28 protein-coding genes and 1 pseudogene are annotated in these 26,577 nt (G+C 58.8%); 9 read left to right on the forward strand and 20 right to left on the reverse strand.

What is annotated here, in order from left to right; genetic code table 11:
- Positions 1 to 184: 184 nt before the first annotated feature.
- The 5 genes and pseudogenes from LIX15_RS18965 to LIX15_RS18985 all read right to left on the reverse strand — a co-directional run bounded on the left by LIX15_RS18965 (position 185) and on the right by LIX15_RS18985 (position 5,927).
- The gene (locus LIX15_RS18965) at positions 185 to 532 is read right to left on the reverse strand and encodes a hypothetical protein (RefSeq protein WP_227775062.1); all 348 of its coding nucleotides are present in this window, start codon (positions 530 to 532) and stop codon (positions 185 to 187) included.
- Position 533: 1 nt separating this feature from the next.
- Positions 534 to 1,100 carry a hypoxanthine/guanine phosphoribosyltransferase gene (hpt, locus tag LIX15_RS18970; RefSeq protein WP_227775064.1) on the reverse strand — a complete coding sequence of 189 codons (567 nt, stop codon included), beginning with the start codon at positions 1,098 to 1,100 and terminating at the stop codon, positions 534 to 536.
- A 777-nt stretch (positions 1,101 to 1,877) separates the two neighbouring features.
- Positions 1,878 to 2,318, reverse strand: coding sequence for a type IV pilin domain-containing protein (locus tag LIX15_RS18975; protein ID WP_227776932.1), 441 nt, complete (start codon positions 2,316 to 2,318; stop codon positions 1,878 to 1,880).
- Positions 2,319 to 2,768: 450 nt separating this feature from the next.
- On the reverse strand, positions 2,769 to 3,938 hold the full coding sequence (coaBC, locus tag LIX15_RS18980) for a bifunctional phosphopantothenoylcysteine decarboxylase/phosphopantothenate--cysteine ligase CoaBC (protein WP_227775066.1): 1,170 nt from the start codon (positions 3,936 to 3,938) through the stop codon (positions 2,769 to 2,771).
- Positions 3,939 to 4,009: 71 nt separating this feature from the next.
- Positions 4,010 to 5,927: pseudogene (locus LIX15_RS18985) on the reverse strand (ABC transporter ATP-binding protein).
- A 137-nt stretch (positions 5,928 to 6,064) separates the two neighbouring features.
- Between LIX15_RS18985 and sugE the strand changes: the two are divergent.
- Entirely contained in the window at positions 6,065 to 6,388 is a 324-nt protein-coding gene (gene sugE / locus LIX15_RS18990) for a quaternary ammonium compound efflux SMR transporter SugE (protein WP_227775068.1), read from the forward strand.
- A gap of 319 nt (positions 6,389 to 6,707) precedes the next feature.
- Here the strand turns inward: sugE and LIX15_RS18995 are convergent, their stop codons facing one another.
- Both LIX15_RS18995 and LIX15_RS19000 read right to left on the reverse strand, forming a co-directional pair.
- The gene (locus LIX15_RS18995; RefSeq protein WP_227775070.1) at positions 6,708 to 7,445 is read right to left on the reverse strand and encodes an FAD-dependent oxidoreductase; all 738 of its coding nucleotides are present in this window, start codon (positions 7,443 to 7,445) and stop codon (positions 6,708 to 6,710) included.
- 54 nt (positions 7,446 to 7,499) lie between these two features.
- A complete protein-coding gene (locus tag LIX15_RS19000) occupies positions 7,500 to 7,817 on the reverse strand; it encodes a C2H2-type zinc finger protein (protein WP_227775071.1) in 318 nt (105 codons plus the stop codon).
- A 167-nt stretch (positions 7,818 to 7,984) separates the two neighbouring features.
- Between LIX15_RS19000 and LIX15_RS19005 the strand changes: the two genes are divergently transcribed.
- The gene (locus LIX15_RS19005; protein WP_227775073.1) at positions 7,985 to 8,515 is read left to right on the forward strand and encodes an SRPBCC family protein; all 531 of its coding nucleotides are present in this window, start codon (positions 7,985 to 7,987) and stop codon (positions 8,513 to 8,515) included.
- A 21-nt stretch (positions 8,516 to 8,536) separates the two neighbouring features.
- On the opposite strand, the gene LIX15_RS19010 is transcribed toward LIX15_RS19005, so the two are convergent.
- The 4 genes from LIX15_RS19010 to LIX15_RS19025 form a co-directional block, all read right to left on the reverse strand.
- Positions 8,537 to 9,394: a DMT family transporter gene (locus LIX15_RS19010; protein WP_227775075.1), complete on the reverse strand. Its 858-nt coding sequence runs from the start codon at positions 9,392 to 9,394 to the stop codon at positions 8,537 to 8,539.
- 141 nt (positions 9,395 to 9,535) lie between these two features.
- Positions 9,536 to 10,882, reverse strand: a complete 1,347-nt coding sequence (locus LIX15_RS19015) for an alkaline phosphatase family protein (RefSeq protein ID WP_227775080.1) — start codon at positions 10,880 to 10,882, stop codon at positions 9,536 to 9,538.
- Positions 10,883 to 10,988: 106 nt separating this feature from the next.
- Positions 10,989 to 12,101: a DHH family phosphoesterase gene (locus LIX15_RS19020; protein ID WP_227775082.1), complete on the reverse strand. Its 1,113-nt coding sequence runs from the start codon at positions 12,099 to 12,101 to the stop codon at positions 10,989 to 10,991.
- A gap of 161 nt (positions 12,102 to 12,262) precedes the next feature.
- Positions 12,263 to 12,796, reverse strand: coding sequence for an inorganic diphosphatase (locus LIX15_RS19025; RefSeq protein WP_227775083.1), 534 nt, complete (start codon positions 12,794 to 12,796; stop codon positions 12,263 to 12,265).
- A gap of 213 nt (positions 12,797 to 13,009) precedes the next feature.
- Between LIX15_RS19025 and LIX15_RS19030 the strand changes: the two genes are divergently transcribed.
- On the forward strand, positions 13,010 to 13,366 hold the full coding sequence (locus LIX15_RS19030; RefSeq protein ID WP_227775085.1) for a PadR family transcriptional regulator: 357 nt from the start codon (positions 13,010 to 13,012) through the stop codon (positions 13,364 to 13,366).
- Here the strand turns inward: LIX15_RS19030 and LIX15_RS19035 are convergent.
- A complete protein-coding gene (locus LIX15_RS19035; RefSeq protein WP_227775087.1) occupies positions 13,347 to 13,964 on the reverse strand; it encodes a DUF7108 family protein in 618 nt (205 codons plus the stop codon). The genes LIX15_RS19030 and LIX15_RS19035 overlap by 20 nt on opposite strands.
- Positions 13,957 to 14,550 (reverse strand): ribonuclease HI, encoded by a 594-nt coding sequence (rnhA, locus tag LIX15_RS19040; protein WP_227775089.1) that lies wholly within the window; start codon positions 14,548 to 14,550, stop codon positions 13,957 to 13,959. The genes LIX15_RS19035 and rnhA overlap by 8 nt, the downstream gene beginning before the upstream one ends.
- 129 nt (positions 14,551 to 14,679) lie before the next feature.
- On the opposite strand from rnhA, the gene LIX15_RS19045 reads away from it, so the two are divergent.
- Positions 14,680 to 15,645 carry a transcription initiation factor IIB gene (locus LIX15_RS19045; RefSeq protein WP_227775091.1) on the forward strand — a complete coding sequence of 322 codons (966 nt, stop codon included), beginning with the start codon at positions 14,680 to 14,682 and terminating at the stop codon, positions 15,643 to 15,645.
- Between the two features lie 81 nt (positions 15,646 to 15,726).
- On the opposite strand, the gene LIX15_RS19050 is transcribed toward LIX15_RS19045, so the two are convergent.
- Positions 15,727 to 17,127 carry a glycoside hydrolase family 97 N-terminal domain-containing protein gene (locus tag LIX15_RS19050; RefSeq protein WP_227775093.1) on the reverse strand — a complete coding sequence of 467 codons (1,401 nt, stop codon included), beginning with the start codon at positions 17,125 to 17,127 and terminating at the stop codon, positions 15,727 to 15,729.
- Positions 17,128 to 17,349: 222 nt separating this feature from the next.
- On the opposite strand from LIX15_RS19050, the gene nreA reads away from it, so the two are divergent.
- Entirely contained in the window at positions 17,350 to 18,609 is a 1,260-nt protein-coding gene (nreA, locus tag LIX15_RS19055) for a DNA repair protein NreA (RefSeq protein WP_227775095.1), read from the forward strand.
- A 178-nt stretch (positions 18,610 to 18,787) separates the two neighbouring features.
- Here nreA and LIX15_RS19060 read toward each other — a convergent pair whose 3' ends face one another.
- The 4 genes from LIX15_RS19060 to hisC are packed head-to-tail and all read right to left on the reverse strand — an operon-like array spanning position 18,788 to position 21,554.
- Positions 18,788 to 19,315, reverse strand: coding sequence for a multiprotein bridging factor aMBF1 (locus tag LIX15_RS19060; RefSeq protein WP_227775096.1), 528 nt, complete (start codon positions 19,313 to 19,315; stop codon positions 18,788 to 18,790).
- Positions 19,316 to 19,366: 51 nt separating this feature from the next.
- Positions 19,367 to 19,972: a CDP-alcohol phosphatidyltransferase family protein gene (locus LIX15_RS19065; RefSeq protein WP_227775098.1), complete on the reverse strand. Its 606-nt coding sequence runs from the start codon at positions 19,970 to 19,972 to the stop codon at positions 19,367 to 19,369.
- Positions 19,969 to 20,484: an adenylate kinase family protein gene (locus LIX15_RS19070; RefSeq protein WP_227775100.1), complete on the reverse strand. Its 516-nt coding sequence runs from the start codon at positions 20,482 to 20,484 to the stop codon at positions 19,969 to 19,971. The genes LIX15_RS19065 and LIX15_RS19070 overlap by 4 nt, the downstream gene beginning before the upstream one ends.
- On the reverse strand, positions 20,481 to 21,554 hold the full coding sequence (gene hisC, locus LIX15_RS19075; RefSeq protein WP_227775102.1) for a histidinol-phosphate transaminase: 1,074 nt from the start codon (positions 21,552 to 21,554) through the stop codon (positions 20,481 to 20,483). The genes LIX15_RS19070 and hisC overlap by 4 nt, the downstream gene beginning before the upstream one ends.
- 94 nt (positions 21,555 to 21,648) lie before the next feature.
- On the opposite strand from hisC, the gene LIX15_RS19080 reads away from it, so the two are divergent.
- From LIX15_RS19080 to tpiA, 3 genes are all read left to right on the forward strand, one after another.
- Entirely contained in the window at positions 21,649 to 22,260 is a 612-nt protein-coding gene (locus tag LIX15_RS19080; RefSeq protein WP_227775104.1) for a hypothetical protein, read from the forward strand.
- Between the two features lie 95 nt (positions 22,261 to 22,355).
- Positions 22,356 to 23,309, forward strand: a complete 954-nt coding sequence (locus tag LIX15_RS19085; protein ID WP_227775106.1) for a TIGR03557 family F420-dependent LLM class oxidoreductase — start codon at positions 22,356 to 22,358, stop codon at positions 23,307 to 23,309.
- A gap of 286 nt (positions 23,310 to 23,595) precedes the next feature.
- Positions 23,596 to 24,240 carry a triose-phosphate isomerase gene (tpiA, locus tag LIX15_RS19090; RefSeq protein ID WP_227775108.1) on the forward strand — a complete coding sequence of 215 codons (645 nt, stop codon included), beginning with the start codon at positions 23,596 to 23,598 and terminating at the stop codon, positions 24,238 to 24,240.
- Between the two features lie 44 nt (positions 24,241 to 24,284).
- Here tpiA and LIX15_RS19095 read toward each other — a convergent pair whose 3' ends face one another.
- The gene (locus LIX15_RS19095) at positions 24,285 to 24,560 is read right to left on the reverse strand and encodes a hypothetical protein (protein WP_227775111.1); all 276 of its coding nucleotides are present in this window, start codon (positions 24,558 to 24,560) and stop codon (positions 24,285 to 24,287) included.
- An 80-nt stretch (positions 24,561 to 24,640) separates the two neighbouring features.
- Complete coding sequence (locus LIX15_RS19100) at positions 24,641 to 25,981, reverse strand: DNA polymerase Y family protein (protein ID WP_227775112.1); 1,341 nt, start codon at positions 25,979 to 25,981, stop codon at positions 24,641 to 24,643.
- 159 nt (positions 25,982 to 26,140) lie between these two features.
- Here LIX15_RS19100 and ddfA point away from each other — a divergent pair, with 159 nt between their 5' ends.
- Complete coding sequence (gene ddfA, locus LIX15_RS19105; RefSeq protein ID WP_227775113.1) at positions 26,141 to 26,506, forward strand: DdfA family disk-determining factor; 366 nt, start codon at positions 26,141 to 26,143, stop codon at positions 26,504 to 26,506.
- The last annotated feature ends 71 nt before the right edge of the window (positions 26,507 to 26,577 follow it).

Raw genomic sequence — 26,577 nt, forward strand, 5'->3', positions numbered from 1 at the left:
GCGGAATCAGTTTAAAATACAGCGATATTCCGAATAGGACGTATATGTATCCGATAATGACACCCAACAGAGCCACGGTTATCGACAGTAGCCCGACTGGGCCACGAAGTGGCCGTGGAACACTATTTTTCAACGCCATGGTTTGTGCTACTGTGGCACAAGCATAAAACTTCTGCAACGAGCCTTACTCGTCTTTGTCTGCGTCGCGTTCCCGTGCTTCGAGATTCTCCAAACCGTCGCCGGAGATGGGCGACATCCGCTCGTCGAATTCACCGTCGTTCGGTTCCTCGTTGGCTTTCGCCGCCGCATCTCGCCCGGCGAAGTAAGCGGAGACGAACCTCTCTTTGTTCTCCCGCAGGGTGTAGCCCACCCAGATTAAGACGAGACCGGGAACCACCCGGAAAACGGACGCTGGCGAGGTTATCCCATATCTGCTCGTAACGACAGTCCCGTTGAGCGCGTCACCGACGAGAAGCGCGCCCGTCACGAGTGTGAACGTCGAAACCATCGCCAAGAACTGACGGGAGAACATCTCACCCGTCGCCGTGTTCGTCCTCGATGACGACTTCGCCGTCCACCACGTCTACGTTGATGAGCGTCTTGACCTGATAGTCGGTGTCATCCAGTTCGTTCGCACCGACCTTCTTAATGACGGCGCACACGTCGACGACTTCCGCGCCGATGTATTCGAGCGCCTCGGTGACGGCCTTCATCGTCCCGCCGGTGCTGAGCACGTCGTCCAGCAGAAGGACGCGGTCGCCCTCGTCGACGTTGTTGATGTACATCTCGTTCTCGGAGTAACCGGTCTGCTGGGAGAGCGCGACTTCGCCATCCAAGCCGTATTTTCGCTTGCGGATGACCACCAGCGGAATGTCGGTCATCAGCGAGACGGCGGTCGAGATGTGAATCCCCATCGCCGCGGGCGTGACGATTTTATCGACGTTTTCCAAATCCGCCTTGCGGATGATTTTGATGACGATTTCCCGCAGGAGCGTCGGTTCGAGCATCGGAATCCCGTCGCTGATGGGATGGACAAAGTAGTGGTATCCGTCTTTCTCGATAATCGGGGCTTCGAGAAGCGACTGCTTCAACTGGTCCATGCTGGGGATATTCAATCCAGCAGTAAAAGGTGATGGTATCGCCCGCGAGGGTGAGACATAGACACAGTCGGAGCTATTTGATTATTGTCAGACATTGTTGAGTGCGAGCGATGCCTTTGGGTTGGAGATGAAGATTTTGACGGGAATGAGACTGTAAATCACACCTGCTCCCGCAGTCACTCGTAATTTCGCTACTTGTTCCTTTTTCGCTCGCCCGTGGCAATGGGCGAATCAAGGAGTGAGCGACTGCAAGGAGCGAGCGACGAGCGAGGGCGTGGTGTAGCGTCGTGACGACCGCAGAAGTCACGACGCCAAAATCATTGTCTCGCAGGCGTGGCGTGGAGTCGGCATCAACAAACAGTCCCTCGTCAGAACCAATGTCACCGTCTCGGGGACACTGTTTGCATCCGATTCCAACCAACTCTCCTGAACCACTTTCACTTTCAGTACGGGTAAGGCTCATTTCTTTTACCGTCCCGACCCTCTGAGCAAATGCGGGTGGGAGAGACCCGCACCTCAGCAAATCGGTTGCCAAAACCCCTACTCTGACCCAGCAGGGTTCGATTTGTTTCCATGCCCCCTCCCCGGGGGGTTCTCCTGAAATTCGCGGCTGATGGCTTTTCCGATGAGCGACGATATTCGAGAGGGTCATTTTCCCCTCTTCGAGAGAGGATAAGAGGATAGTTAAAAATATTGACTAATATACAAGAAAATGCTAACTAATAAGCGGTGGGAATATGCTACTAACGCAAGAATAAATATAAGGTAAACGAACTTTTACAGCTCGATTTCTTTCGTCTGTACGACAGTTCGTGTGTCGTCGTTTATTGCTGTAATTGTAACTGTGATGGTATTCCCATCAAGACCTTCTGCGTCTGTATCGATCGAAGCAGAACCACTACTCGTATCGTCAGCAGCGCCATCTTTGAAAGTAATCGTATCACCGACTTCACTGAGGGTTGCTTCACCATCAGAGGTTCCTGCATTTGTCGTCGTCACCTCAAGAACTGTGTCTGACTCCTGTGCTGATGCAAATGAGATGGTGATCGTGTTATCTGTATTATCTCCTTGAATCGAGGCACCTGCTTGGACATTTGTGTTAAGATTGTCACCAAGACCCATCACGAACGTTCCTATCACTGCGGCTAAAATAACGGTAATTGCAACTATTAAAATTACGACGATAACTGTCGAAATACATCTATTTTTTAGATATATTCCCGTCGAATTTTTCTTTGAGTGTCATATTGTTGTATTCTCCTGCGACGCGCATTCTTCACTATCGAGAACATCAAGATTACCAAATATTTCGATATATAATTTGTAATGTCGAATTTAGTATATTTTCGTACTCGTTCGATCTTGCTTTCTTCAGATGGTAAGCGCGTTATATCAGGCTTTGATACCCATACCTAATAAAGATATAGCTGTCCATATCCATGTATTAGAATATGATATTTCATGCGTAGAAAACCGTATTTGAGAAATTGGAATTGTTGAAATTATGTTTCGATGCCATTTCTATGGCAATGCATACGGAAAATCGTCAGTTCGGCCTGCTGTGTGCCAAAATTGATAATTCGACGCGGTTGCGATATGGAACGTGAAATGTGCGGCACTGAAGGAAATAGAGAGTGTGTCGGAGCAGAGTGTCGGCTACAAATACGGTCACTCTGTCTTCGTTAACTCGTTAGCGACTTCCTTCGCCACGCGAATTCCCAACTCCTCTTTGCTCCCGCTGTACTTCCGAACGCTGTTCTCGCGGACGAACAGCGTTCTCGTCTCGTCTTCGCCCATCACGCTCGCGTCGTTCGCCACGACGAACGAACACTCGGCACGGGAAAGCGTTTCGCGGGCGGCAGCGACCATCGCCGAATCGTCACCGCTGGTTTCGGCCTTGAAGCCGACGATTGGGAGGTCTGGGTGGTTCTCACGAACCGTATCGATGAGCTTCTGCGTCGGGTGCAATTCGAGCGAGAGGGTTTGTCCGGAGCGAATCTTTTCCTCCGCGGTGTCCGCCGTATAGTCGCTGATTGCGGCCACGGAAATCAGCGCGTCGGCCGGAAACGCCGTCACGAGATCGTTCGCGGCGTCCGTCATCTCCTCGGCGGTTTCGACCTGTACGCCAGTTGCGTAGGGCACGTCCGGCGCGTCGTGGACGAGCGCGACGTTCGCGCCCGCGACGTAGCATGCGCGGGCGATTGCTCTCCCCGTTTTTCCCGACGCACGGCTGGTTAGCACCCGGACGGGGTCGAGGGGTTCGCTCGTCGCGCCGCTGGTGACGACGATTCCCGTTCCGGCGAGGGGTTGGTCGCCGGTCGCTCGCGCCACGTCGAGCGCAATCATATCCTCGGTGGCGATTTTCGCTTTGCCTTCTTCGATTCGCGGTTCGACGAAATCGACGCCCCACGATTCGACGCGCTCGATGGCATCTAAGACGCCGGGGTGGTCGTACATCGGTTCGTGCATGGCGGGCGTGATGACGACCGGAACGTCCGCGCCGAGTGCGGTCGTCGCGCAGGTCGTTACCGGGGTATCGTCCACTGCACCCGCGATTTTCCCGACCGTGTTCGCCGTCGCTGGCGCGATGAGAAGCACGTCGGCCCACCCGTCGCGGCCACAGAGTTCGACGTGTTCGACTTTGCCCGTGATTTCGGTGACCACGTGGTTGTCGGTCGCGAACTCGACGGCCCACGGGTGGACGATTCCCTGCGCTCCCTTCGACATCACCCCCCGGACGTTCGCGCCGCGCCTGCGCAGTTCGTGCGCCAACTCGACTACTTTCACCGCCGCGATGCTTCCGGTCACCCCCAACGCCACGTTTACTCCGCTAAGCATTACCCGCTACTGGGTTCGGTATCCCGTAAAAGGTCACGGGTTCGACCGTTGGTTTCGGTTCGGATTGCCGTTCAGTTCGACCCGCTATTTACCTGGCTCGCGCTCGCCCGCCGGGACGCTTCCTCCACGAACTCCGACGAAAGCGCGTCGATTTCGCCGGCCTGTACCCGCCAAAGATCCGCGTACAGACCGTCCTTTTCGAGCAGTTCTTCGTGGGTGCCACGTTCCACGATTTCCCCGTCTTCGACCGACAGGATGGTGTCCGCGCCTTTCACCGTCGAAAGGCGGTGGGCGATGATGAACGTCGTCCTGTCTTCGGTGAGACGATCGAGACTGCGTTGAATAAGCATCTCCGTCTCGGTATCCACCGCACTCGTCGCCTCGTCCAGCACGAGCAGTTCGGGGTCGGCCAGAATCGTTCGCGCGATGGAGATTCGTTGGCGTTGGCCCCCCGAGAGTTTCACGCCGCGCTCCCCCACTCGCGTATCGTAGCCCTCGGGAAGATTGGTGACGAACACGTGGGACTCCGCGGCTTTTGCGGCGGAGACGATTTCCTCCTCCGTCGCGTCGAACGCTCCGTATCTAATGTTCTCCTGCACTGTTCCGTCAAAGAGGAACGTATCTTACCCGACGTAGCCGATGTGTTCGCGGAGGCTTTCGACGGTCAGGTCGCGCACGTCGGTTCCATCGACGCGGATTTCGCCGCCGGTCACGTCGTAAAGGCGCGGAAGGAGTTTACAAATCGTTGATTTTCCGGCACCGGTCGGGCCGACTAGTCCGACCGTTTCGCCGGGGTTTGCGGTGAACGTCACGTCATCTAGCACCCGTTCGCCATCGTCGTAGGAGAAATCCACGTGGTCGTAATCAACTCGGCCTTCGACGGAATCGAGTTCGCTCGCGTCCAGCCCGCTGGTGATGCTGGGCGGAATCGACATGAGACCGAAAATCCGGCGTGCAGAAGCCTTCGCGTCCTCGTACCGATCCACGACTTCGCTCATCTGCGTGAGGGGGTTCGACCATGCGCTGGGTGAGCAAGAGGAAAGTGACGAGTTGGCCGACGGAGAGGTCTCCCGAGAACCCCAATGGCGGTTCAGTGAGATACCACAATCCGCCGACGATGAAGGTAGCGATGAACGCGATTGAGGTGAGCAGTTGGAGTCCGGGTCGGTAGATGAAGTTCATCCGAAGCGCCTTCCAATCGCGCCTGAAATATTTGTAGGAGGCGTTTCGGACACGCTCGTCCTCGAATTCCTCGGTTCCGGCGGTTTTGATGACTTCGACGCCAGCGAGGTTATTTTCCAACCGTGTGTTCAAATCGCCAACTGACGAGCGAATATCGGCGTAGAACGCCTCGATTCGGCGCATGAACCACCACGTGAACAGCGCCGCGATGGGAATGATAGAGAGGGTAACCAGCGCCAACTGTTCGTTGATGGAAAAGAGAACCCATCCGATTCCGATGATGAGGACGAAAAGTTGAATCGCGCTTCCCATCATGTTGTCGAGGAACAGTTCGAGGCGGTTTGTGTCGTTGTTCAGGATGCTCATGAGTTCTCCCGTCTTGTGGTCATCGAAGAACTCCATGTCGAGTCTCTGCATCCATTGGTAGGTTTCCGTCCGAACTTCGTGTTTCACGCGATGGGAGAACAGATTTAGGCTGGATGCAAGTGCGAAATTACTGAACGCGGCGAGCACCATCGAAATCGCCATGATTTGAATTGAGAACCAGAACTGCCCCATCGTGGTCTGTGGAATCCACGCCTCCGGCAGTAACGGGAGCGAATACGCCTTTTCGCCGTAGAAAACAGCGTCCAGCGCGACGCCGAGAACGACCGGTGGAACGAGTGCGAGAAATCTCGCGGAAATACTGGTTAGAATACCGACGATAAACCAGCGGAGATGGTCGTCCCCGTACTCGGCGAACAGCCGAAACATCGGCCGTTCGACGGACTCTCCCAACTCGTCCGGATCTACCTCGTCGTCAGCCATTTTCCTCGCCGCTCATTTCGTAGACGGTTCAGAGCAAATTGATAAAGTCACTTGGATTTCGGCAGAGTAGAAGGGCGGCTGTGGGATCGAGATGCAGAAACGGAATACATTCCCTTCCCCCCTTCCAAAACGAACCGATGTCGTGGAAGATTCTGATTATCGCCGGACTGTTCGAAGTCGCGTGGGCCATCGGATTGGAATACTCCGACGGTTTCTCGAAATTCTGGCCCTCGGTCGCCACCGTCGTCGCCCTCGTCATCAGCATGGTGCTGCTGGCGGAAGCACTCAAAACGCTTCCCGTCGGCACGGCCTACGCGGTTTGGACGGGCATCGGCGCGGTCGGTACTGCAATCCTCGGCGTCGTTCTCTTCGATGAACCCGCGGATGTGCTCAGAATCGCCTTCATCGGCGTCATCGTCGTCGGCATCGTGGGTCTTCACGTTTCGTCTGGCGGGCACTGAGTCGGACAAACAAAATGCAAAAGACAACCGAATCAAACCACTCCGGCACGCGCTGGCGTAGCGACTCGGACGACGCGTCCTCGTCGCTTCGTCACCTATCGCGCGAGGGGTGACTGAACGAACGTTAGCGAGTGAAGAAATCGGCTGGGGAGGGTTGTGGCTTATGCGGTTGCGGGGCGGTGGCAGAGCGGTCTCATTGGCGTCGGCGTCCCTCAACCTCCTCGGTCGCTCCGCTCTTTCGTCCCTCGCACGTTTCTCGCACGCACCGAGCGGGAAAGTGCTGTTTTACAACACAGATTTCCTTACGCACTCACACCCTTTACTCCATCTTTTCCACGAAACTCGGATGCGGAACCGGTGTCTCGTCCTCCCACTCCTCTACGTATTTCCGGAGGCGGTTGTGCGCCCGCCGCGCCCGGCGCTGACGCTCGTCCTCCGAGATTTCCTCGCAGCCGACCGGAACGTCGCGGTCGCGGTTAGTGAAGTATCCCTCCGGGGCGACCCAGTCGTGGTAGAAATCCGGGATGGCGTCCTGTACCACCGTAATTCCGACTTTCGACCCGTCGCCCGCCGAAACGATGGCTTGGTGGTACTGCTCTGCCAGTCGTCCGGCGGCGTAGAGTCCGTCGACACCGGTTCGTCCCGCGTCGTCCACCGAGACGAACCGTTTGCTTCCGGACTGCTCGAAATCGAGGCTGAAACCGTCGAGGTAGTCAGAATCCGACCACGACGCCGCGACGACTCGCTCTGCGTCGATGGTTTCCTCGTCGGTTACGACCGAAAATCCGTCGCTCTCGTCCGCGCGGCGCACGTCCGAAACCGTGGCATCGAGTCGGGCGCATCCGGCGCGCTCGGCCTGTTCTTCCAGCATGAGGCTGAACAACCGCGAGTCGATTCCGACGGGGAAACCGGGGAAGTTTTCCAGAATCGCGTTTCGGTAGAGGATTGGTACCCCGTCGTTGACGACCAGCGTGTCGAGGTCTGCGCGGGCGGTGAAGATGGCCGCGGAGAGTCCCGCGACACCGCCGCCGACGATGACCACATCGTAGCGCGTCATAGTCGGGGGTTACTTGTGAGATGGCATAAACTGCCGTGTTGATGGCCGACGGGTTTAGGAATCGTCTTCGTCGGAATCAGAATCTGAATCGTCCCCATCGGAGTCAGAATCGCCAGTTTCGGGACGAACGTCTGCATCGCTCGCGGACGGGCCGGCGGCTTCGGACGGCTCCGCCGCCGACGGGGAGTCGTTCGTTTCATCGGTGATGGAACCGGTTGATGCACTGGCGTCTGACCCTGCCGCCGCGGCGTCTTCGCTCGCTTCGTTCGGAGCGACGTCGTGGGATTCTTTCAGATGCTCGTTCAACTGCGCTTCTCGTTCGAACGATTCGCCGCACTGTTCGCAGGAAACGTCTTCTTCTGATTCTGCCATACCTATTCCTTTTCACGGTAGCATTGAAAGGATTTTACTGGCACATTCAACCCTATTTCACGTCGGCCACTCAACTCGTGTTTTTCGAGCGGCTCGCTTCCGTCGGTAAAATCATCACCCATCCCGCCGCCGGAATGTTTACTTTCAGCCGCACGGAACCGAACGGTGTGGATTCAGTCGAACTCAGCACCGTCGTCTACGTGCCGCCGGAGGAGGCCTACGAGTTTCTCGTCGACTTTCCGGGATACGCAAACTACTCGGAACACCTCACCGGAGTCACGCGAGAGGGCGACGGTGGGCCAGGGACGGAGTACGACATTCATCTGAAATGGTGGAAAGTGAAGTACACTGTGCGCTCCGAAGTGACGGAACTCGACCGCCCGAACCGCATCGATTGGAAGATAATCAAAGACATTCACGCCCACGGTCACTGGCGGGTCGAGGAAGTTCCCGAGGAAGCTCCCGAAGGGAAAGAAACCGCTTCGCGGGTGTGGCTCTCCATCAACTTCGACGCGGATTCGGCCGACAGCAGCATGCTCAACTTGCCGATGTTCGTCTCGATGGGGTGGGTCGTGAACAAGGCGAAACCGCTCGTACTCAAGGAAGCAGAGCGCGTCGTGGAGCGAATCGTCGCGGATCTAGAGGGCGAAAAACGCGACGTTAACCTCGTGATTCACGACAAACCGGATGCGGTCTGAACTTCGGTTCTCGATTCTTTTTCACTCGATTTGCACGAGCAGAACTCCGAGGAGAACCAACCCACCGCCGCCGACCGTCACGACAGTAACCGGTTCTCCGAGGATGGCCGCCCCCAGAAGAAGCGTGACGACCGGTTCGACGGTGCTGACGATGCTCGTGCGGCTCGCGCCGATTCTGCTGATTCCGGCGAAGAGCGCGAAGATGGGAATCGTGGTGGCGAGAACGGCCATGGCGACGACGATTCCCCACTCGGCGAGTGCGACGGGAACGAACAGCTCTCCCGTGGCGGAGCCAAAGAACAGGTACGCGCAGGCCGCGGCGGGGAGGACGTGGGCCGTCAGTTGGTCCGCGGGAACGCTGTCCAGCGCGACTCGACCGATGGTGATGTACCCCGCGTACACAACGGCGGCGACGAGGACGATAACGATTCCGCGCGGGTCAGCGCCTACCGGGTTGCCGCCCGTGATAAGCGCGACGCCGGTTAGCGCCAGAACGAGCGCGGAGGCGGTTCGACGGGTTACGCGCTCGTCGAGGACGAGCGCGGACAGTACGACGACGAAGACGGGGTAGGTGTAGAGCAGGATGCCGACGAGTCCGGCGGTCATGAACGACAAGCCCCAAAAGTACAGACCGCTCATCGCGGCGTAGCCGAACGCGCCGAGGCCGAGACCGATGAACAAATCTTTTCCGGAAAAGCGACGGAGTCGCCCGCGGACGGCGAGACCCCCCCAGACCAGCGCGGTGGCGAGCAGAAACCGAAAGAAGAGGACGGTCGGAATCGACAGTCCGGCGTCCGCCGCGAGTTTGCCGAAGATACCGAGGGTACCGAATCCGACCGCGGAGACGATGATTAGCAGAACACCGACTCTGTCACTCATTCGTCGGAAGTTCGTAGGTCGGCGGTAAAACCGATTCGCAAGCGAAAATGGGTTCGTTGTAGACTACCATCGAAAATCGAGTGAAATCGGATTGGAAACGGATCGAAAAGGGAATCGCGGCTCGGGGGCGAATCGCCCGTTTCAGGCCAGACTACGCCCGTCGAGTTCGTTACCGGAGTACTCGATGTTCATTAGGTCTAGGATGGTCGGCGCGATGTCGAGCAGGTCAACGTCTTCCGGAATCGTCACGTTCGAATCATCCACGAACAACGAGGCGTTGTCGAAGCTGTGCATGCCGTTCCGCGGGCCGACGCCGAACACGTCGTCGTGACCTTTGAATCCGGCTTTGAGGTCGAATCCGTAGTTTGGAATCGCGACGAGGTCGGGCGCGATGTCTTCATGGTCGCCGCGGAAGGCGTTTTCCTTTTCTACGACTTGGGCGCAGACCTTCTCGCCGTTTGGCCCCTCCAAGTTTTCGAGCATCTCCTTGAGTTCGGTTCGCTTCTCCTCGTACTCGTCCTCGGGGACGCTTCCACGCGGTTCGCGCCCTTCGAGGTTGATGTAGAATCGCCCCGGAATGAGCGAGTAGGCAGCGGTGTCGTCGGCGATGTCGCCGAGTTCCTCGTGGTCGTCGTCTTCGTAGGAGAGCCAGCCCTCGTCTGCGAGCCACTGGTTGAAGTGAACCTCGTGGTCGAGGCTAGTGAACCCGTGGTCGCTCGCGACGACCATCGTAACGTCGTCGGCCAGCGCGTCGCGGAGTTTGCCGAGATATTCGTCCACCTTCTTGTAGAAGTCGATGAACTCCTGTTTGTACTCGCCGTCCTCCTCGTAGTGTTTGAACAGGAAGTGGTTCACTCGGTCGGTCGTCATGAAGACGCCGAAAAAGAGGTCCCAGTCGTCCTGCTCGATGTAGTGGCGGAACGCCTCGTAGCGCGCTTCGAGCGTCTCGTGGGCGTTTTCGATAAACTCGGATTTATCCTCTTTGTGACCCAACTTCGCGTTCGCGTCTATGCGATAGTCGATGGAGTTCAGGTAATTCCGCAGTTCGTCGGGGTACGCCGCCTTGTCCACGCCGGGCGAAAGGAATCCCGAAACCATGCGCTGGACGTTTCGCTGCGGCGGGAACGTCACGGGGACATTCATCACGGTCGCATCCCGACCGGATTCGGCAACGCGATCCCATATTCGCGTCGCCTGCACGTCCCGGCCCATCGGAACGTAGGTGTCGTAGGAACCGACCTCGCGGTCTTGGAAGCCGTAGACACCAGTCTCACCGGGATTGACGCCCGTGGTGAGGGCGGGCCAGCAGGCGGAGGATTCGGGCGGAACGATACTGTCTATCGCTCCGGCGCTTCCTTCCTTCGCGAGGGACGCGATGTTCGGAAACTCCGAGGCGTTGTCTTTAAGAAAGCTGTACGGCACGCCGTCGATACCAAAGAAGGCTACCCGAGGGTCGTCATCTCCACGGAGCCTATCGAAGAGACCCATACGCGGCCCTACCACAGGCGACTACAAGAACCTTCGTTTCCATGGTACACAGTGTCGAACCTACGGACACCCGATATCAAACATACAAATTCTCGAACGCGGTGAACTACGAACTTTCGAACGCGGCGAACAGCGCTTTGCGGGTACTGGCGTCGATGAGCGAATCCAAGGTGGTCGCGTGTTCTCCATCGACCTGCGCGAAGATTCCCAACGGAACGCGGGCGGTTGCGGCGTCCGTGTTCCCGCCGGTTGTCTCGCTCGCGTCGAACGCGCCGTCGAGAATGTCCACCGCGCTGGTTCGAACGTCCTCCGCTCGACAGGAGATGACGATGGTTTCCTCGTGGATGCCGAACACCGCCGCGGTCGAAACGCCCTCCAACCGAAGGAGGGAATCCGCGGCCTCTTCGAGCGCGCTCACTGAGGGAACCACGCCGACGTTCGTCACGGCGAAACTCGCCCGCCGTTCCCGGTTGGCGATAGCTTCGCCGAGCACGTCGAAGGTGTCGCCGCTGACGCCCGGCGAGCGTAAATCCTCGATGCGGCCCAAATCCGCGAAGGCGTGGAGGAAACCGGCGGCGTCGTAATCGTTTTTCCCGTTGGCTCGCCGGAACTCCCTGGTTCCGGCGCGGATGCCGTACAACAGCGCCGTGGCGACTCGCTGGTCGGGAATCAGTTTCGCATCCCGAATCAATTTTGTGACGACGGTCGAAGTCGCCCCGTCGTCGGTTCGCGTGATGGTCAGAATGTTTTCCTCCGCGGTCGGTCGGTGGCGGATGACGCAGATAACCGGCGGATTGTTCGAGAGTCGGGGAACCGCGCCGCCGCCGCCGACTGCGATTGCCGCGTCGCAATCTTGTAGTTGGTCGCCCCGTCCGTCGATAGTCGTCAAATCCACGTCGAAAATATTGCAGAACGCCTTGCTATCTTCGCCGGTTACCTCACCCTCCGCGGCGATTCGACCCGCAACGCCCCAATCCTTACACAGGGCTTGCAAGCCGACCGCCGACGCGAGCGAGTCGATGCTCGCGCCTTCCGGAACGACGAGTGCGACTCGGTTCTGTCCCGCGACAGTCTCCCGAAGCGAGTCGATGGATGCTTTCTCGGTTCCGCGGCGAAGGGTACGGAACTGAACCGCGTAAAGGACGCCGCCGCCGGAGAGAACGAACAGCAGTGCTGTGAGTACGACAGCGAGGTTTTCGGCGAGGAATCCGGCGGGCATTCGTATCGCACAACACCAGTCTGGAGTAAATCCTCTCGGGTGGATTACTGTAGCAGTTATAAGATATGTTCCGTTTTGGACGGGGTTAGCTGCCGACGTAAAGCGTCTCGCTTCGTGACGTGCAAAAATTCGAAATCGATGAAATCAGATCGCAGAGACGATTACGCGAAGTTCTCTTCGTACAGGTCTTGTGCGTGCTCGATTGCGTCGAGCGCGGATTGCTTGTCCTCCCAACCCTGCGTCTCGACTTCCTTGCCTGCTTCGAGGTTTTTGTAGGTCTGGAAGAACTCGTCGATTTCGTCTTTCTGCTGTTCCGTGATGTCGTCTACATCCTCAATGTGGTCGAAACGTGGGTCCTCGATTGGGACTGCGATGACCTTGTCGTCCTGCTCGCCGTCGTCATCCATCTTCATGAGCGCGACGGGACGAACTTCGATGACACAGCCAGGGAACGTCGAATCCTCGACGAGAACGAGAATGTCGAACGGGTCTTCGTCGTCGTAGTAGGACTGCGGGATGAACCCGTAGTCGCCGGGGTAGTGAACGTTGCTGTGAAGCACGCGGTCGAGCATGACACCGGGGATGTCTTTGTCGTACTCGTATTTGTTCCGGTCACCTTTGAGACACTCGACCACGGCGTAGATTTCTTCAGGCGCGTTCGGTCCTGTTTCCAGGTCTTCCCAGAGATTCGTCATAGGTCGTTTGCGACTGCACGGGAAGACCAAAAAGTCCTTTCGGCATCGACTCAAAACGGACTCCGTCGCTCGATGAACCACCCAAAAACGGAACACACCTCCGTAATCGACTTGTGGTATTCCCGAGTAAAATCGAGCGAAAGCGAAGAGAAACACCAAGAAACTTGAGAAGGGTTAAATATCTCGGTTACATATTTCGTCCTGTCAAAGCCAATGTCAGAGGCACAAACACTCACCGAAAGCAGTACCGCCCGCGACCTCACCGCTTTCCAGCGTAACATCCTCATCGTCCTCACCGAGGAACCGATGTACGGACTCGCTATCAAGCGTGAACTCGAAAACTACTACGACGAGGAAGTGAACCACGGTCGTCTGTACCCCAACCTCGACACGCTCGTCGAGCGCGGACTGGTCGAGAAGAGTGAACTCGACAAGCGAACGAACCAGTACGGCCTGACTCAGGCGGGTCTCGAAGCGGTCGAGGACTCGTTTGCGTGGTCGCTCTCGAAGTTCGTCACGGACGACGAGCGTGCGGAGCAGGTTCGCGCGCTCATCGGGAAACACAACTAACGCAGTCGAACACGAGTTCGATTGACGTTTCGACAACCGATTTTTGTTCGTCCGTGGGCCACGCGTTCCGCGGGAAATACTCCGTACGGAACTGAGTGACTTCAACGTTGGTCGCCGACTCCACGGGGCGGGCGTAGTGGTTGCTCATGAAACCGGCGAAGGCTTCGGCGTTCGCGCCGTGAATTTCGCCGTGTTGCTCCCGAACCGTCGCCGCAACCGCTCGGTTGTGGGTGTCAATCTCGTCCCAGTCATCGGGGTCGCCGGGGCCGTCGAGCGGAATTTCGACCGCCCGCTCGGTGTCCTCGATTCGTTCGACCTGAATCGTCCCGGCTTCCAGCCATTCGTCGGGATGGAGGACGAGAACGCGCCGTGTCTCGTCCTCCCGAACGCGCGCGACGAAATCTTGTTTCGCGAGCAGTCGGTCGCGCTTCTCTTGATAAGCGTCGGCTTCGCTGCCCTCGGCATCGCGCGCGAGGTGGGTCAGTCGTTCCGCTTCTTCGACCGTTTCTCGCGGCAGTTCGGCTTCGCCCGGCGCTTTCGATTTATCCTGTGATTTCGATTCATCAGGTACTTCCGGTTCGTTCGGCGGTTCAGCCATCGTCTAATGCCTCGTTTACCAGCTTGTCCGCGCGCTCGTTTACCTCCCGCGGAACGTGTTTGAGCGACCATTTGTCGAACCCCTCGAGCAGTTCTCGGGCGCGAACCCGTCGCTCGCGGAGGTCCGGATCGTTCGTCTTCCACGCGCCGGTCACCTGTTTGACGGCGAGTTGGGAATCTCCCTTCACGTCCACGGAGTCGAATCCGTACTCGCTGGCCGTTTTGAGTCCGGCGATGAGCGCGTCGTACTCGGCTTGGTTGTTCGTCGCGCGCCCGATTCGCTCGCTACCTTCCGCGGCGATTCCGTCGCTGGTGACGATGACCCATCCGATGGCGGCCGGGCCGGGATTGCCGCGACTTCCGCCGTCGAAATAGAGGTAGGCGTGGCCGCCGGAGTCGCGGAGCAGGGCTTCGATACGTTGCGGGTTTGACCCTTGAATCACGAGTTTGTCGTCGTAGGCGATGGCGACGGCGTCTTCGTATCTGGCCCGCCAACGCTCGTACTCGGTCTTTCCGTCCGAGATGACCACCCCGGCGTCGGCGAGCGTCTTGCGCGCCGCGTCCACGTCACACTCGATGACTGGCATTGAAATCAATTCGTTTGTGGGCGAGTAAACAGGTTCCGGTGCGGCGGGGAACTGTGGCACCGGTTGTCAAGTATATATGGCTTTTGCCCAAGTCTTTAAGTGAATCGAAGTTACTACTATAAAAGTGCGATGACACGGTCTACTCGCCAGCGGGAGCGCCAACTTGAAGGGGAGCAAACGGCGAACGAACGAGAGGGAGAGCGTGCTTGTCCTGAATGTGGGTCCGAAAATTTAGTCAAGAGCAACGACCGCTCCGAACTCATCTGTGACGACTGTGGGTTGGTCGTCGAAGAAGAAAAGATAGACCCTGGCCCGGAATGGCGTGCGTTCAACCATCAGGAGCGCCAGCAGAAATCTCGCGTGGGCGCACCGACCACGCAGACGATGCACGACAAAGGGCTGACGACGACCATCGACTGGAAGGACAAAGACGCCTACGGTCGGTCTATTTCTTCGAAAAAGCGCAGTCAGATGCACAGACTGCGCAAATGGCAGGAACGAATCCGAACGAAGGACGCGGGCGAGCGAAACCTCCAATTCGCCCTGTCCGAAATCGACCGGATGGCCTCCGCGCTCGGTGTACCGCGGTCGGTTCGCGAGGTCGCGTCCGTCATCTACCGACGGGCGCTCAAGGAAGATTTGATTCGGGGTCGTTCTATCGAGGGGGTTGCGACGAGCGCGCTGTACGCCGCCTGTCGAAAGGAGGGAATCCCCCGCAGTCTCGAAGAAATCTCGGAGGTATCGCGCGTCGAACGAAAAGAGATCGGGCGAACGTATCGCTACATTTCCCAAGAACTCGGTCTGGAGATGAAACCCGTCGATCCGAAAAAATACGTCCCGCGGTTCTGTTCTGAACTCGAACTCAGCGAAGAAGTCCAGTCGAAGGCGAACGAAATCATCGAAACCACCGCCGAAGAAGGACTGCTCTCGGGCAAATCGCCCACGGGCTACGCCGCCGCCGCGATTTACGCTGCCTCGCTTCTCTGCAACGAGAAGAAGACCCAGCGGGAAGTCGCCGACGTGGCGCAAGTGACGGAAGTCACCATCCGAAACCGGTATCAAGAACAGATCGAAGCGATGGGAATCCACAGCTAATCACGCTCACTTTTTTAGCAGTTTGCTCCCCCGAGCGTCTGCTGTTTCACGAGTCGAAAACCGACCGAAGTGCCGTCCGATTCAGGAACGGTTGTAATCCGGTTGGACGGGACCGATTGGCCCAGCGTAGAGACCGCCCCCGCCACCCGCGTCGTACACTCGTACCGCGATGACGTTTTCATCGCCGTAGTTGACCGTCTCGGTCGGCGCTGAATATTCCCTCGGCAGTTGCCACGCTGTGTCGAATCCGTCCTCCGGGAAGCTTCCGTTCTGGCCGATTTCCTCCCCATTGAAGAACGTCCGGTCGACGTCGTCTATTTTGCCGACCGGAAGTAGCAGATCCTCTCCGTACTCCTCCCAAGACGCGGGAATCGTGATGGTTTTCCGGTACCATCCGAAGACGTTGTCCTCCGTGTGTCCCGAATGGTCCTCCCAGTTCGCGGGGAGTTCGACCTGCTCCCAATCGCCGTCGTCGTAATCGGGGTTCGCCCACGCTGCGTCGTCGCCCTTGCGGAACAGCCACGTCGAAGAGAGCGACATCGACGGGAGGATTCGAATCGTCCGCGCGGGAAGCGCCTCGTCCAGGGACCGCCCGATTCGTATCTCGTGATTTCCTTCCGAGAGGGTCGGTAACTCGAACTGGACGGTGCTTTCGCTCTGTCCGGGCACCAATCGGACGAATGCGGTAGCGATTGCTTCGCCGTCGACGAAGACGCTCAGGTCTTCCCCGCCGATGACCGACCCGTGATTCGTTCCCGTCACCGTGACGCTAATCGACCTTCCGGAGACGGCGGCATCCGGCGCATCGAAGCAGTCGTACTCCTGCTCGAATCGCGGATTGACGAACTCGTTTCGAATCCACCACGCCGTGTAGTCGTCGGCGAAATCGAACTGGGTGTTCTCCGAGGTGACGACGACGTTTCCGCCGTTGCTGGCGAAATCGTCGCTCAGGACGAACCGGAATCCCAGTCCGTCGTCGAATACGCGAAACTCTATATTCACCGCCCGCTCCGGTGCGCTCGTTTCGACCAATCCGACACGGAGGTAGGTGTACTCCTGCGAGATGGTGGCGTACTGGTCCCACAGCGGATTCCACGTCTCTGTGGCGGTGCCGGTTTCGCTTCCCGTCACTGTGATGTCCGCGCCGGAATCACCAGCCGCCGTCGCGCCGAACGGCGGCTGATTTTGGAAATCGAACCCCAAGTTCGAAGTCGTGAGGTACGTCGTCCCGTCGAACGAAACCGCGTAGGTTGGGACGTCGGAGGAAACGTCGAACGTTACTCGAACGCTGCCGTCTGGAGAGGTAACGGTTCGTGTATCCGCGTCGTCCTCGTTCGAAATCGTCGCGGCAAGAGCCTCGGGAATCTTCGTGGTGTGCGCGGCGAGCAACCCGGTAACGCCGCCGAGAAAACTCCGTCGAGTAGGTCCGGAGGTGTGTAATTTGTTACTACAATCCTCCTTATTCTGTGGGCCATGTGGCATACACACAGATTATCAATTAACAATATAAATTTGACATGTGGAATAAATTATATCTCGATTAAAATTCATAAATTGGCGTTTATACTTTTGAACCTCCTTCAAGGCTGGGTCTACGGCGGTTCGCAAAGACACCGCGATATCGGCGGACGACGCCTTCGAACGGCGAACGTCCCCCGCTCCGTGTCCGAACGTTGAAGCCAGTCCCACCCCTAAATCGAACGAATGCGGTTGGACGAGTACATCGACGATTTGCGTCCGGACGAAGAGGAGCGCCGCCGCCGTCTCGCCGAGGAAAAATCCTACGAGATTCTGGATTACGTGGACGACTTCCAAGACCGATTTTCGGAGGTTGCACAAGGCGATTCGCTGTTCGGAAGCACCTCGCCCTCGGTGTTCGTCGGTCGGTCGTCGTATCCCAACGTTTCGACCGGCATCCTCTCGCCCGTCGGGGAAGAAGAGCGCGCCTCGGAGTTCGCTACCAGCGGCGACTGGTACCGACGCGGCCTCAACATCGACAACGTCCTCCAGTATCGAACCGGCCTTTTGAATTCGAATCGCTCTGCGAAGGTGAACGTCGAGGACGTGTGGGACGGTTTCGTCGGCGTTCAGCGCGAAATCGCCATCGCCGACCGACCGGTGGACGTGGAAATCAGCCTCACCGAAAAACTCGATTTGGACGTGAACGTGGACGATATCGCGACGCCGACCGGTCCCTCGGCCCGCGCGTCCTCGGCGAGTCTCACGGAAAACCCCCACGTTCCGCGTCACGTCAAGAAAACCTTAGAGGACGACGACTGGCAGGCCCAAGGCGCGATGACATACCTCTACCGGCGCGGATTCGACGTGTACGACATCAACAACGTTCTCTCGGCGGGCGCGCTCGGACAGGGGCAGAACCGAAAGCTCGTCCCGACGCGCTGGTCGATTACGGCGGTTGATGATACTGTGGGACAGTATCTCCGGGGGCGCATCCGCAACGCCCCGAGCATCGACGAGACGCAGGTCTGGGTGAACAAGTACATGGGCAACCGGTACTGGGTCGTCCTCTCGCCGGGGCAGTGGGAGTTCGAACTCGTGGAGATGAAAGCGCCGGGGAGCATCTGGAACCCCTCCCCGACCGGTGACATCTGGTTGGGAAGCGCCCACGAGGGATTCGAGGGCCGAACGAAATACGTCGATGAAACCGCGGGTGCGTACTACGCCTCTCGACTCGGCGTGCTGGAGCATCTTGAGGATATCGGGCGACAGGCAAAGGCCCTCGTCCTCCGCGAGGTCAGCGACGACTATTGGGCACCCGTCGGCGTCTGGCAGGTGCGCGAAAGCGTCCGAAACGCCTTCGACGGCGAGTTCGGAGAGTCGGAGTCGTTCCACACTGCGGTTCGAAACATCGTCCCCGAACTCCCGATTTCGATGAACACCCTTCGCCGCAAGTCCGAGATGGTGTCCGGCGTGCAGGCTAATTTGTCCGATTTCGGTCTGTAGAACGGGGAAACGAGGGACAGTACGTTGGTTTTAATGAGGTGCTGATTGGTGATGCCGACTCAGCGTCACGATAGCGAGGCGGCGATTTTGGTGAAGTAACGACCAAAATCCATGGCAACATCCGAAAAATGCCACTAGCGCAGTCGAAAACGAAAACCGCAAACCGAACCTAAACCGCCTAGTCCTTGCGTTTGACGACGTCGCCGAGGGTGGTGCCACCGGTCGAACTGCCGCCGCTCCACTCCTCGTCGTCGGCCCCGGCGCTTCCGGCGGTGAGGCTGATTTCGAGTTTCTTTTCGAGTTTCTTCTGCACGCGGTCGCTGGGGAGCATGTCGCCGCGTTCGAGTTTTCGGATGAGACTCGCCTTCTCGTTCAGGTCTTTGGCGAGATCTTCCTGACTCAGTCCGGACGACTCGCGCGCGTCGCGGATCCGGTCGTCGTAATCCTGCACGATTTCGTCCATGTCGTCGAACATGTCCGAAGGGCGCGAGCGCGACCCGCCTGAAGACGAGCGCGAACTGCCGGAACTCCCGCTGGAGTTGCCCGACGACGAGGTGGAGTATTTAGTGGACGTGGTTGAGGACTGCTGTGTCTTCACCTCCGTCCCGAAGTCAACGCAGTTGTCACAGACATCCAACTCCGCGCCTTCGACCTTGATTTTCTTCGGCGAGGCGGTCTCGGCACCGCACATCTCACACTGAACCATGTGTTGACGTTTACCGTCTCGACTCATAAATGGCACGCCACGGTGGCTATATCAAGCCAATGCGCGCCACGAGTAGTAAAACCGCTGCAGCGCGGTGAAATGCCCGATGACGGCGAGGAAGCCGAGCAGGAGTACGATAAGGGAGTAGCCACCGACCGACCCGACGAACGGGGCGATTCCCCCAACGATGCCGATGAGGGCTAACCTGTCCGCCCGCCCAACCAACCCGCCGTAGACGCGGTCGAGGCCGACTGCTTGGGCTTGCGTGCCGAGGTAGGAGGTCATCAGCACGCCCGTCACTGCCGCGAGTCCGAGGGCGTACTGTTCCAACCCTGCGGCCAGTCCGGCGATGAGCACGATGTCGGCGTAGCGGTCGAGAACGTGATCTAACAGGTCGCCCGCTTTGGAGTCCGTGCCGAGTTCGCGCGCCAACGCGCCGTCGAGCAGGTCGAGCCACCCGTTCAAAAAGACGAGTACCGCACCGACGAGGTACCACATCGGCGCCGAGTCTCCGAGGTAGAACGCCCAGCCCGCACCGCCGGCAAGCAGAAAGGCGATGACGCTGATGGAGTCCGGAGTCAGACCGGCTTGCTTCGATACCGAGACGAACGGGCGGAGCGCGCGGTTTGCGACGGGACGAAGTTGGTCGAGCGTCATAGATAATCGAGGTAATCGACGGTTCCAGCGGAAGGCGCGCGCTCGCCCCGAATAACCGCTTCAATGTCGGCTGACACGTCCGTCGGAGTGCGGTCGGTGGTGTCGATTTCGTACACCGATTCGGTGCCGTGTTCCGCAACCGCCTCCGAGAGGATGACGTCCAGAGCTTCGCTCTCCGCATTTTCCCTTGCTTTTTTTCCCGCTTCTCCCCGCTCGACTAACCGTCCTTCCAACTGTTCGGGATGGCATCGCAGGACGACGACCCTATCTGCATCGAAATGGTGGGCCAGATGCGAATCGATGAGAAAACCGTTGTCATCTTCGCGCTCGGCCAACCACTCCCGAATCGCGTCGAAATCCGCGAAGAGGCTGTCCCGCTCCTCGTCCGTTCCCTCGTCCAGCCCCTCCTCCCGGATCACGTCGTTCAGGTGGACGACTTCGAGGTCGGTTTCGACCAGTTCCGCGGCCGTCGTTTTTCCGGTTCCCGGCGTTCCGGTTACGGCGACTTTCACGACGACAGCACCTCGTTGAGTTCCCGAACCGCTCGCTCGGTTTCGTCCTCGGTTCCGCAAGTGATTCGAACGCACTCCGGAAGACCGAAACTCGTGCAGTCGCGGAGAATGATCCCGCGTTCTTGAACCGCGTCCGCGACCTCGCTGGCGTTTCCGACTTCCGCGAGGACGAAGTTGCCGTGGCTCTCCCACGTCGGTGCGTCGAGATTCTCGTAGATGTATCCGCGCGCCCAACGCGCCGTTTCGACCGACTTTTCGACGTGTTCGTCGTCGGTCAATGCGGCGAGACCCCCTCGACAGGCCAGTTCGCTCGCGGCAAACGGCGTATTCACGCGGGCATAAGCCGCTGCCCAGTCGTCGGGAACGACGGCGTAGCCGAGTCGGACGCCCGCCAAGCCGAACGCTTTCGAGAAAGTTCGGAGGACGGCCACATCGTCGCGGTCGTCTATTAGGGAAATTGCGCTCGGTGCGTCGGCGTACTCGCCGTACGCCTCGTCCACGACGATGAGCGTTTGCTCGTCCGTTTCGTCCGCAATCGTCTCGACTGCTTCCAGCGAGAACATCCCGCCGGACGGGTTGTGCGGACTGGTGAGGTAGACGATTCGCTCGCCGTCGTACGCCGGGAGAACTGCATCCACGGTGAGTTCGAATCCGTCGTCCTTCGAGAGGGAGTACTCCGACACCTCGCCGTGATGGTAGCGCGCGCTCATCCCGTAGTAGGCGAATCCGGGCGTCGGCACCAGCACTTCGTTGCCGGGTTCCAGCATCGCGCGAGAGAGGTAATCCAGCGCGCCGTCGCCGCCGTTCGCCAGCCAGACCTGTGCGGGTTCGACGTTCCAGCGCTCGGCGAGTCGGGTGGTGAGGTCGGTGTGCGACGCCTTCGGGTACGAACTGGCGTTTCCGGCCCCGTTCCGGACGGCATCGACCGCCGCAGGACTTGGGCCGAACGGGTTTTCGTTCGAAGCGAGTTTCACGAGGTCGTCTGGGTCGAATCCGAGTTCCCGGGCGACCTCCTCGATGCCCCGTCCGGCCTGATACGCGACGTGCGCGGAGAGGTCTCGTGGTTCCATATCGGGAGGAAGTGACCGACTAGCCTTAAGTATGGCCACCTCAGGCCAACATGCCTAAGGAAACTTGTGGCGTTCCATTGGTGAGAGTTGGACAATGACACACCACCAGCACGACCAGTCACGTCGCAGTGACGAAGAGAAATCGGGAATGAAACGTTACGGCGGTCCGCGAGGGCGTGAGCAGGAAGGAGGGAAAGAACGACGGGGACGCGGGCGACAGCGAGGGGGTCAGCGACGGTACGGTCGCCAACGAGAGCGGGAACGGCAGGAAATGGAGGAAGGCGGGCGGCAAGAGCGACACGAACAGCATCGGCAGACCCACCAACGAGGGCGTGGACGACGGTATGGACGACAGCAACAACAGCATCGCCACGAACAGCAGGGACAGCAGCACCGGCAAGGGCAACAGAGGGGACAGCGGTCGGAACACGGCGGGCAAAACCAGTACGGCAGTCGCTCCGAGAGCCAGTACAGCCCCGTCCAACAGACGGCGATGCGCGAAGGCCGACAGAGCCGCGAAAATCGACGACAACGACAACAACAGGAGCGGCGATACGGTCGGCGACGGGGAGAGCACGGACAGCAGCATCAGGGTCAGCAGTTCAGGCACGAACAGCAAGAACACCAAGGCGAGCGCCTGCAAGAACAACAGGGACGCCAGCAACGCCACGGTCGCCAACTGCCCCAGCAGCAGAGCGGAGGGTAGATACGATTGCTACCTTGCTTTTTCAGCCAGTGCGTTCATGTCAGCAACCGGTGTAGTGAGCACGCTATGGATTTCGAACTATCGGAGGGAAAACGATGACGCAAATCGGCTACACGCTGTCGAGCGAGGAGCATCATCCGAACGACCTGGTTGACCACGCGGCCCGCGCTGAAGAGATAGGGTTCGACTTCGCGTCCATCTCCGACCACTACCACCCGTGGATTAGCCAGCAGGGTCACAGCCCGTTCGTTTGGTCAACCTTAGGTGGTGTTGCCAATGCGACCGACGACCTTCCGGTCGGAGTCGGGGTGAACTGCCCAATCATGCGAATCCATCCGGCAATCGTCGCGCAGGCGGCCGCGACTGCCGCCGCGATGTTCGAGGGGAATTTTTTCCTCGGCGTCGGGACGGGTGAACGACTGAACGAGCACGTGACCGGCGAACATTGGCCCGAGCATTCGATCCGTCTCGAAATGCTCGAAGAGGCGGTCGAAATCATTCGAAAACTCTGGCAGGGTGGACAACAGAGTTACTACGGCGATTACTTCACGGTCGAAAACGCGCGCCTCTACACGCTTCCAGAGGAACCGCCGGACATCATCGTCTCGGCCTATGGGCCCCGGGCGGCGAAATCCGCCGCCGAAATCGGCGACGGGTTCTGGAGCGTCGGCCCGCAGGACGTAGTGGAAACGTTCGAGGAGGCCGGTGGCGAGGGGCCGAAGTACAGTCAGATGTCGATTTGCTACGCCGAAGACGAGGACGAGGCAATCGACACGGCGCTGGAAAACTGGCCGAACACGTCGCTCCCGGGCGAACTCGCCGCCCAGCTCTCCACGCCGACGCACTTCGAGCAGGCCAGTCAAATGGTCACCAGAGAGGACATCGCGGAGGGGAGCATCGTCACCGACCCCGACCCCGAGACGCACCTTGAAAACCTCCAGCAGTTCGTCGACGCGGGGTACGACCACGTGTACGTCCATCAAATCGGCCCGGATCAGGGGGCGTTTTTCGACTTTTACGAGGAAGAGATTTTGCCGGAGTTCGAGTAACGAGGGAAGGAGTGAACTGAACCGATTTTTCGAGTGTTTCGATAGGGCAAAAGCGAGTATGAACGTTGCAGATGCTGACGACACACCTACGAGATACGACGCCGATTTTACTGGAGTAACCACCGCAGAAGTCAGTCGAAACCAGTTTCAGTGACCTGTCGAAGGCGTGGCTTACGCGCATTCGCAGTCACTGGTGTAAATCGAAGACCACTACGACCCATTCACCACCTCATCACGTGTTCGCGCACTCGGAACCTATTTGGGCGCGCCGACAGTCGCTTCGGACATGTTCGTACTCGTCAACCTGAAAGCGTATCCCTGCGATCCGATCGAAATCGCGGAAGCCGTCCGCGACGTGAGCGACGCGAGCGGCGTTGACATCGCCGTCGCGCCCCAGACGGCCCACCTCTCGCAAGTCGCGGAAACGGGCGTCGAAACGTGGGGCCAGCACGTCAGCCCCGTCGAACACGGAAGCCACACGGGAAGCACTCTCGCGGAGGCGGTCGCCGACGCGGGCGCGACCGGGACCATGCTCAACCACTCCGAAAACCGCCTCAAGTTGGCGGACATCGACGCCGGACTGGCGGCCGCGGAGCGCGTCGGACTCGACACGACCGTTTGTGCGAACAACCCCGAACAGGTCGGTGCGGTCGCCGCACTCGGCCCGGACGCCGTCGCAGTCGAACCGCCGGAACTCATCGGGACAGGGACACCCGTCAGCAAGGCCGACCCGGACATCGTCACCGATGCCGTGGCCGCGGCGGAAGCGGTGGACGAGAACATAAGCGTCTTCTGCGGCGCGGGAATCAGCACGGGCGAAGATCTCGTCTCGGCGCGAGAGTTGGGTGCCGAGGGCGTCCTGCTCGCCAGCGGGGTTGCAAAAGCGGACGACCCGATCGCCGCTTTGGAAGACCTCGTCGAACCGCTCTAAGCCGGTTCAATACTATTCCGGTACGATTCCGAACCAGTTCGGTACTATTCCGGTACGATAACGAAGTGATCTGCATCCTGTTCAACCAGCACCGAGCGTTCCCGCATTTTGACGATGTATCCCGTCACCGTCCGGTCGAGTTCGTGTTCGGATCGAACGCGGACGAGATTGCCGATTACCTGCGCAGATGGCGGCTTCTGTGCGGCCCCGCAGTCGTAGATAGTGAGAAGCTCGTCGCCCTTCTCGGCCTCGTAAACGATGATATGCGCGTGTTGCGGAAGATGCCAGCGACCTTCGCCGACCTGCGCCAGCTTGTTCATATCGGGAGTATGGAGTCGAGCGTAATCAGCGGTCCGAAAGTGGCGAATCGCGGGTTACAGCACAGATCCGAACTTTCGCGTCAGAAGTCGGAAAGCGACACCTGTCCGGAATGAGAGTTTTCCGTTTCTGTTTCGAATTTTTGCGTCTCGGTTTCACCCGTTTCCGCTCCATCGTCCTCGTCATCGCTCTCGGTTGGCGTCAGTTCTCCGGGCGATGCCTCTCCTTCCGACTTCGCGCTCCCCGGCGCGTCGAAGCCGTCGAGGCTCGTCTGGTCGATTTCTGTAAACTGGAGGTTCGAAACACGGACGCCGACTTTTCGAACCCGGTCGTCTTCGAACTCAGTGAGCAAGTCGAGCGCGATTTCCGTGACTAGCTCCGGGTCGTCAACCGGTCCGGGGAGCGACCGTTCCCGGGTGTGCACGTCGAAGGGGGGCGTTACGACCTTCATCCCGATGGTTCGGTACATCGCGCTCCGGTCGCGCGCGCGCTCCGCCACGGCGGTCGCCAGCGTTTCGATGCGCGAGCATTTTTCCTCAGAGTCGCTCGTTGCGCCGGTGAACGCCGATTCGCGGGAGAGACTTTTCGGTCGCCCCCGCGGGGTGATTTCCCGGTCGTCGTCTCCGCGCGCTCGCTGGTAAAGTTCGCGTCCGCGCTCGCCGAATCGGTCGGCGAGCGCGCGCGGGTCGGCATCGGCCAAATCGCCCGCCGTTTCGATACTCATTTCGCGGAGTTCTCGTGCCGTGACGGGACCGACGCCGTGAATCTCAGCCACGTTGAGGGGAGCGAGAAAGTCGCGGACGGTTCCGGGTTCCACGACGACTAATCCGTCCGGTTTGTCGTAGTCGCTGGCGATTTTGGCCGTGCTCATATTCGGGGCGACGCCGACGCTGGCCGGGACGCCGACCTCGCGCTGGATTCGGTTTTTGACGTGTCGTGCGAACCCTTCGGCGACCTTCCATGCAGTTCGGTCGGTCACGTCGAGGTAGGCTTCGTCGATGCTCACCTCGCGCACCGTGTCCGCGCAATCGTAGAGGATTGCGCGCACGTCCTCGCTGACGGATTTGTAAAAGTCGATGTCCACGGGACGGTAGTAGCCTGTTGTATCGGGGGTATCATGACCAGCCGAATCGTTGCCGGAGTCCTCCGCGCTGTCGTTTCGCGGCAACCGTTCGAGTGCCTTTCTGATGGCTTGTGCGCTCTCAACGCCGTGTTCTCGGGCTTCGTAGCTCGCGGTGGCGACCGCGCCGTGTGATTCTCCTTCTTCGTATCCCATCCCGACGACAATCGGTTCACCTGCGAGTTCGGGCTCCCGTAGACGTTCGCAGGCCGCGTAAAAACAGTCCATATCGACGTGAAACACGATGTGCTCTTCGCGCTCGTCGCCGACGCCGGGTAAGCGTGAACCGCCGCGGTTCGACATCACTCGTGGATTCTCGTGCCAGTCGAATTAAACTGTGCAAACCGCGGTGGAAGTGTTCGTGGTGTTGGATTCTGCGCGGGAGTGACGAAGGCCAAAAGCACAATATAATGGCGATATGAGTGCTCTAAAGTGTTTTTCGTCATATTTATTGGGAGATATGTGGTAGCGCAGGACGAGATGGATGATTTCACCGAGCGTGAGTCAAGTATCGACGACCGACCTAGTATTCGAGTCGTTAACGCCATCGCAGAACACGAAGAGACGACGCCGACGGAAATCAGGCCGGTTCTCTACGATATTATCGACCCGGATGCGCTCGACTCTTTGTTTTCGGAGACGCAACTCGGGAACCCTCGCTCGGACGGACACGTCAGTTTTGAATACGATGGCCACGAGGTGACGGTGTACAGCGACAGCAAAATCGAGATAGAACCACTTCAGGGAGATTCGACCGAGTCCCCGGAGTCAATCGGTTCTGTGGAATCGTTTTCCTCCTCGTCCGAATCTACCTCGAATGACAACTGAAGGAGGCTACAGTATCGCGGTCGGGTCGTCCTTCGGAGACGACATCTTCGGTGAGTTTTACAATCGTATTT

This window comes from Haladaptatus pallidirubidus, from assembly GCF_020700235.1.
GTDB classification, from domain to species: Archaea; Halobacteriota; Halobacteria; order Halobacteriales; family Haladaptataceae; genus Haladaptatus; species Haladaptatus pallidirubidus.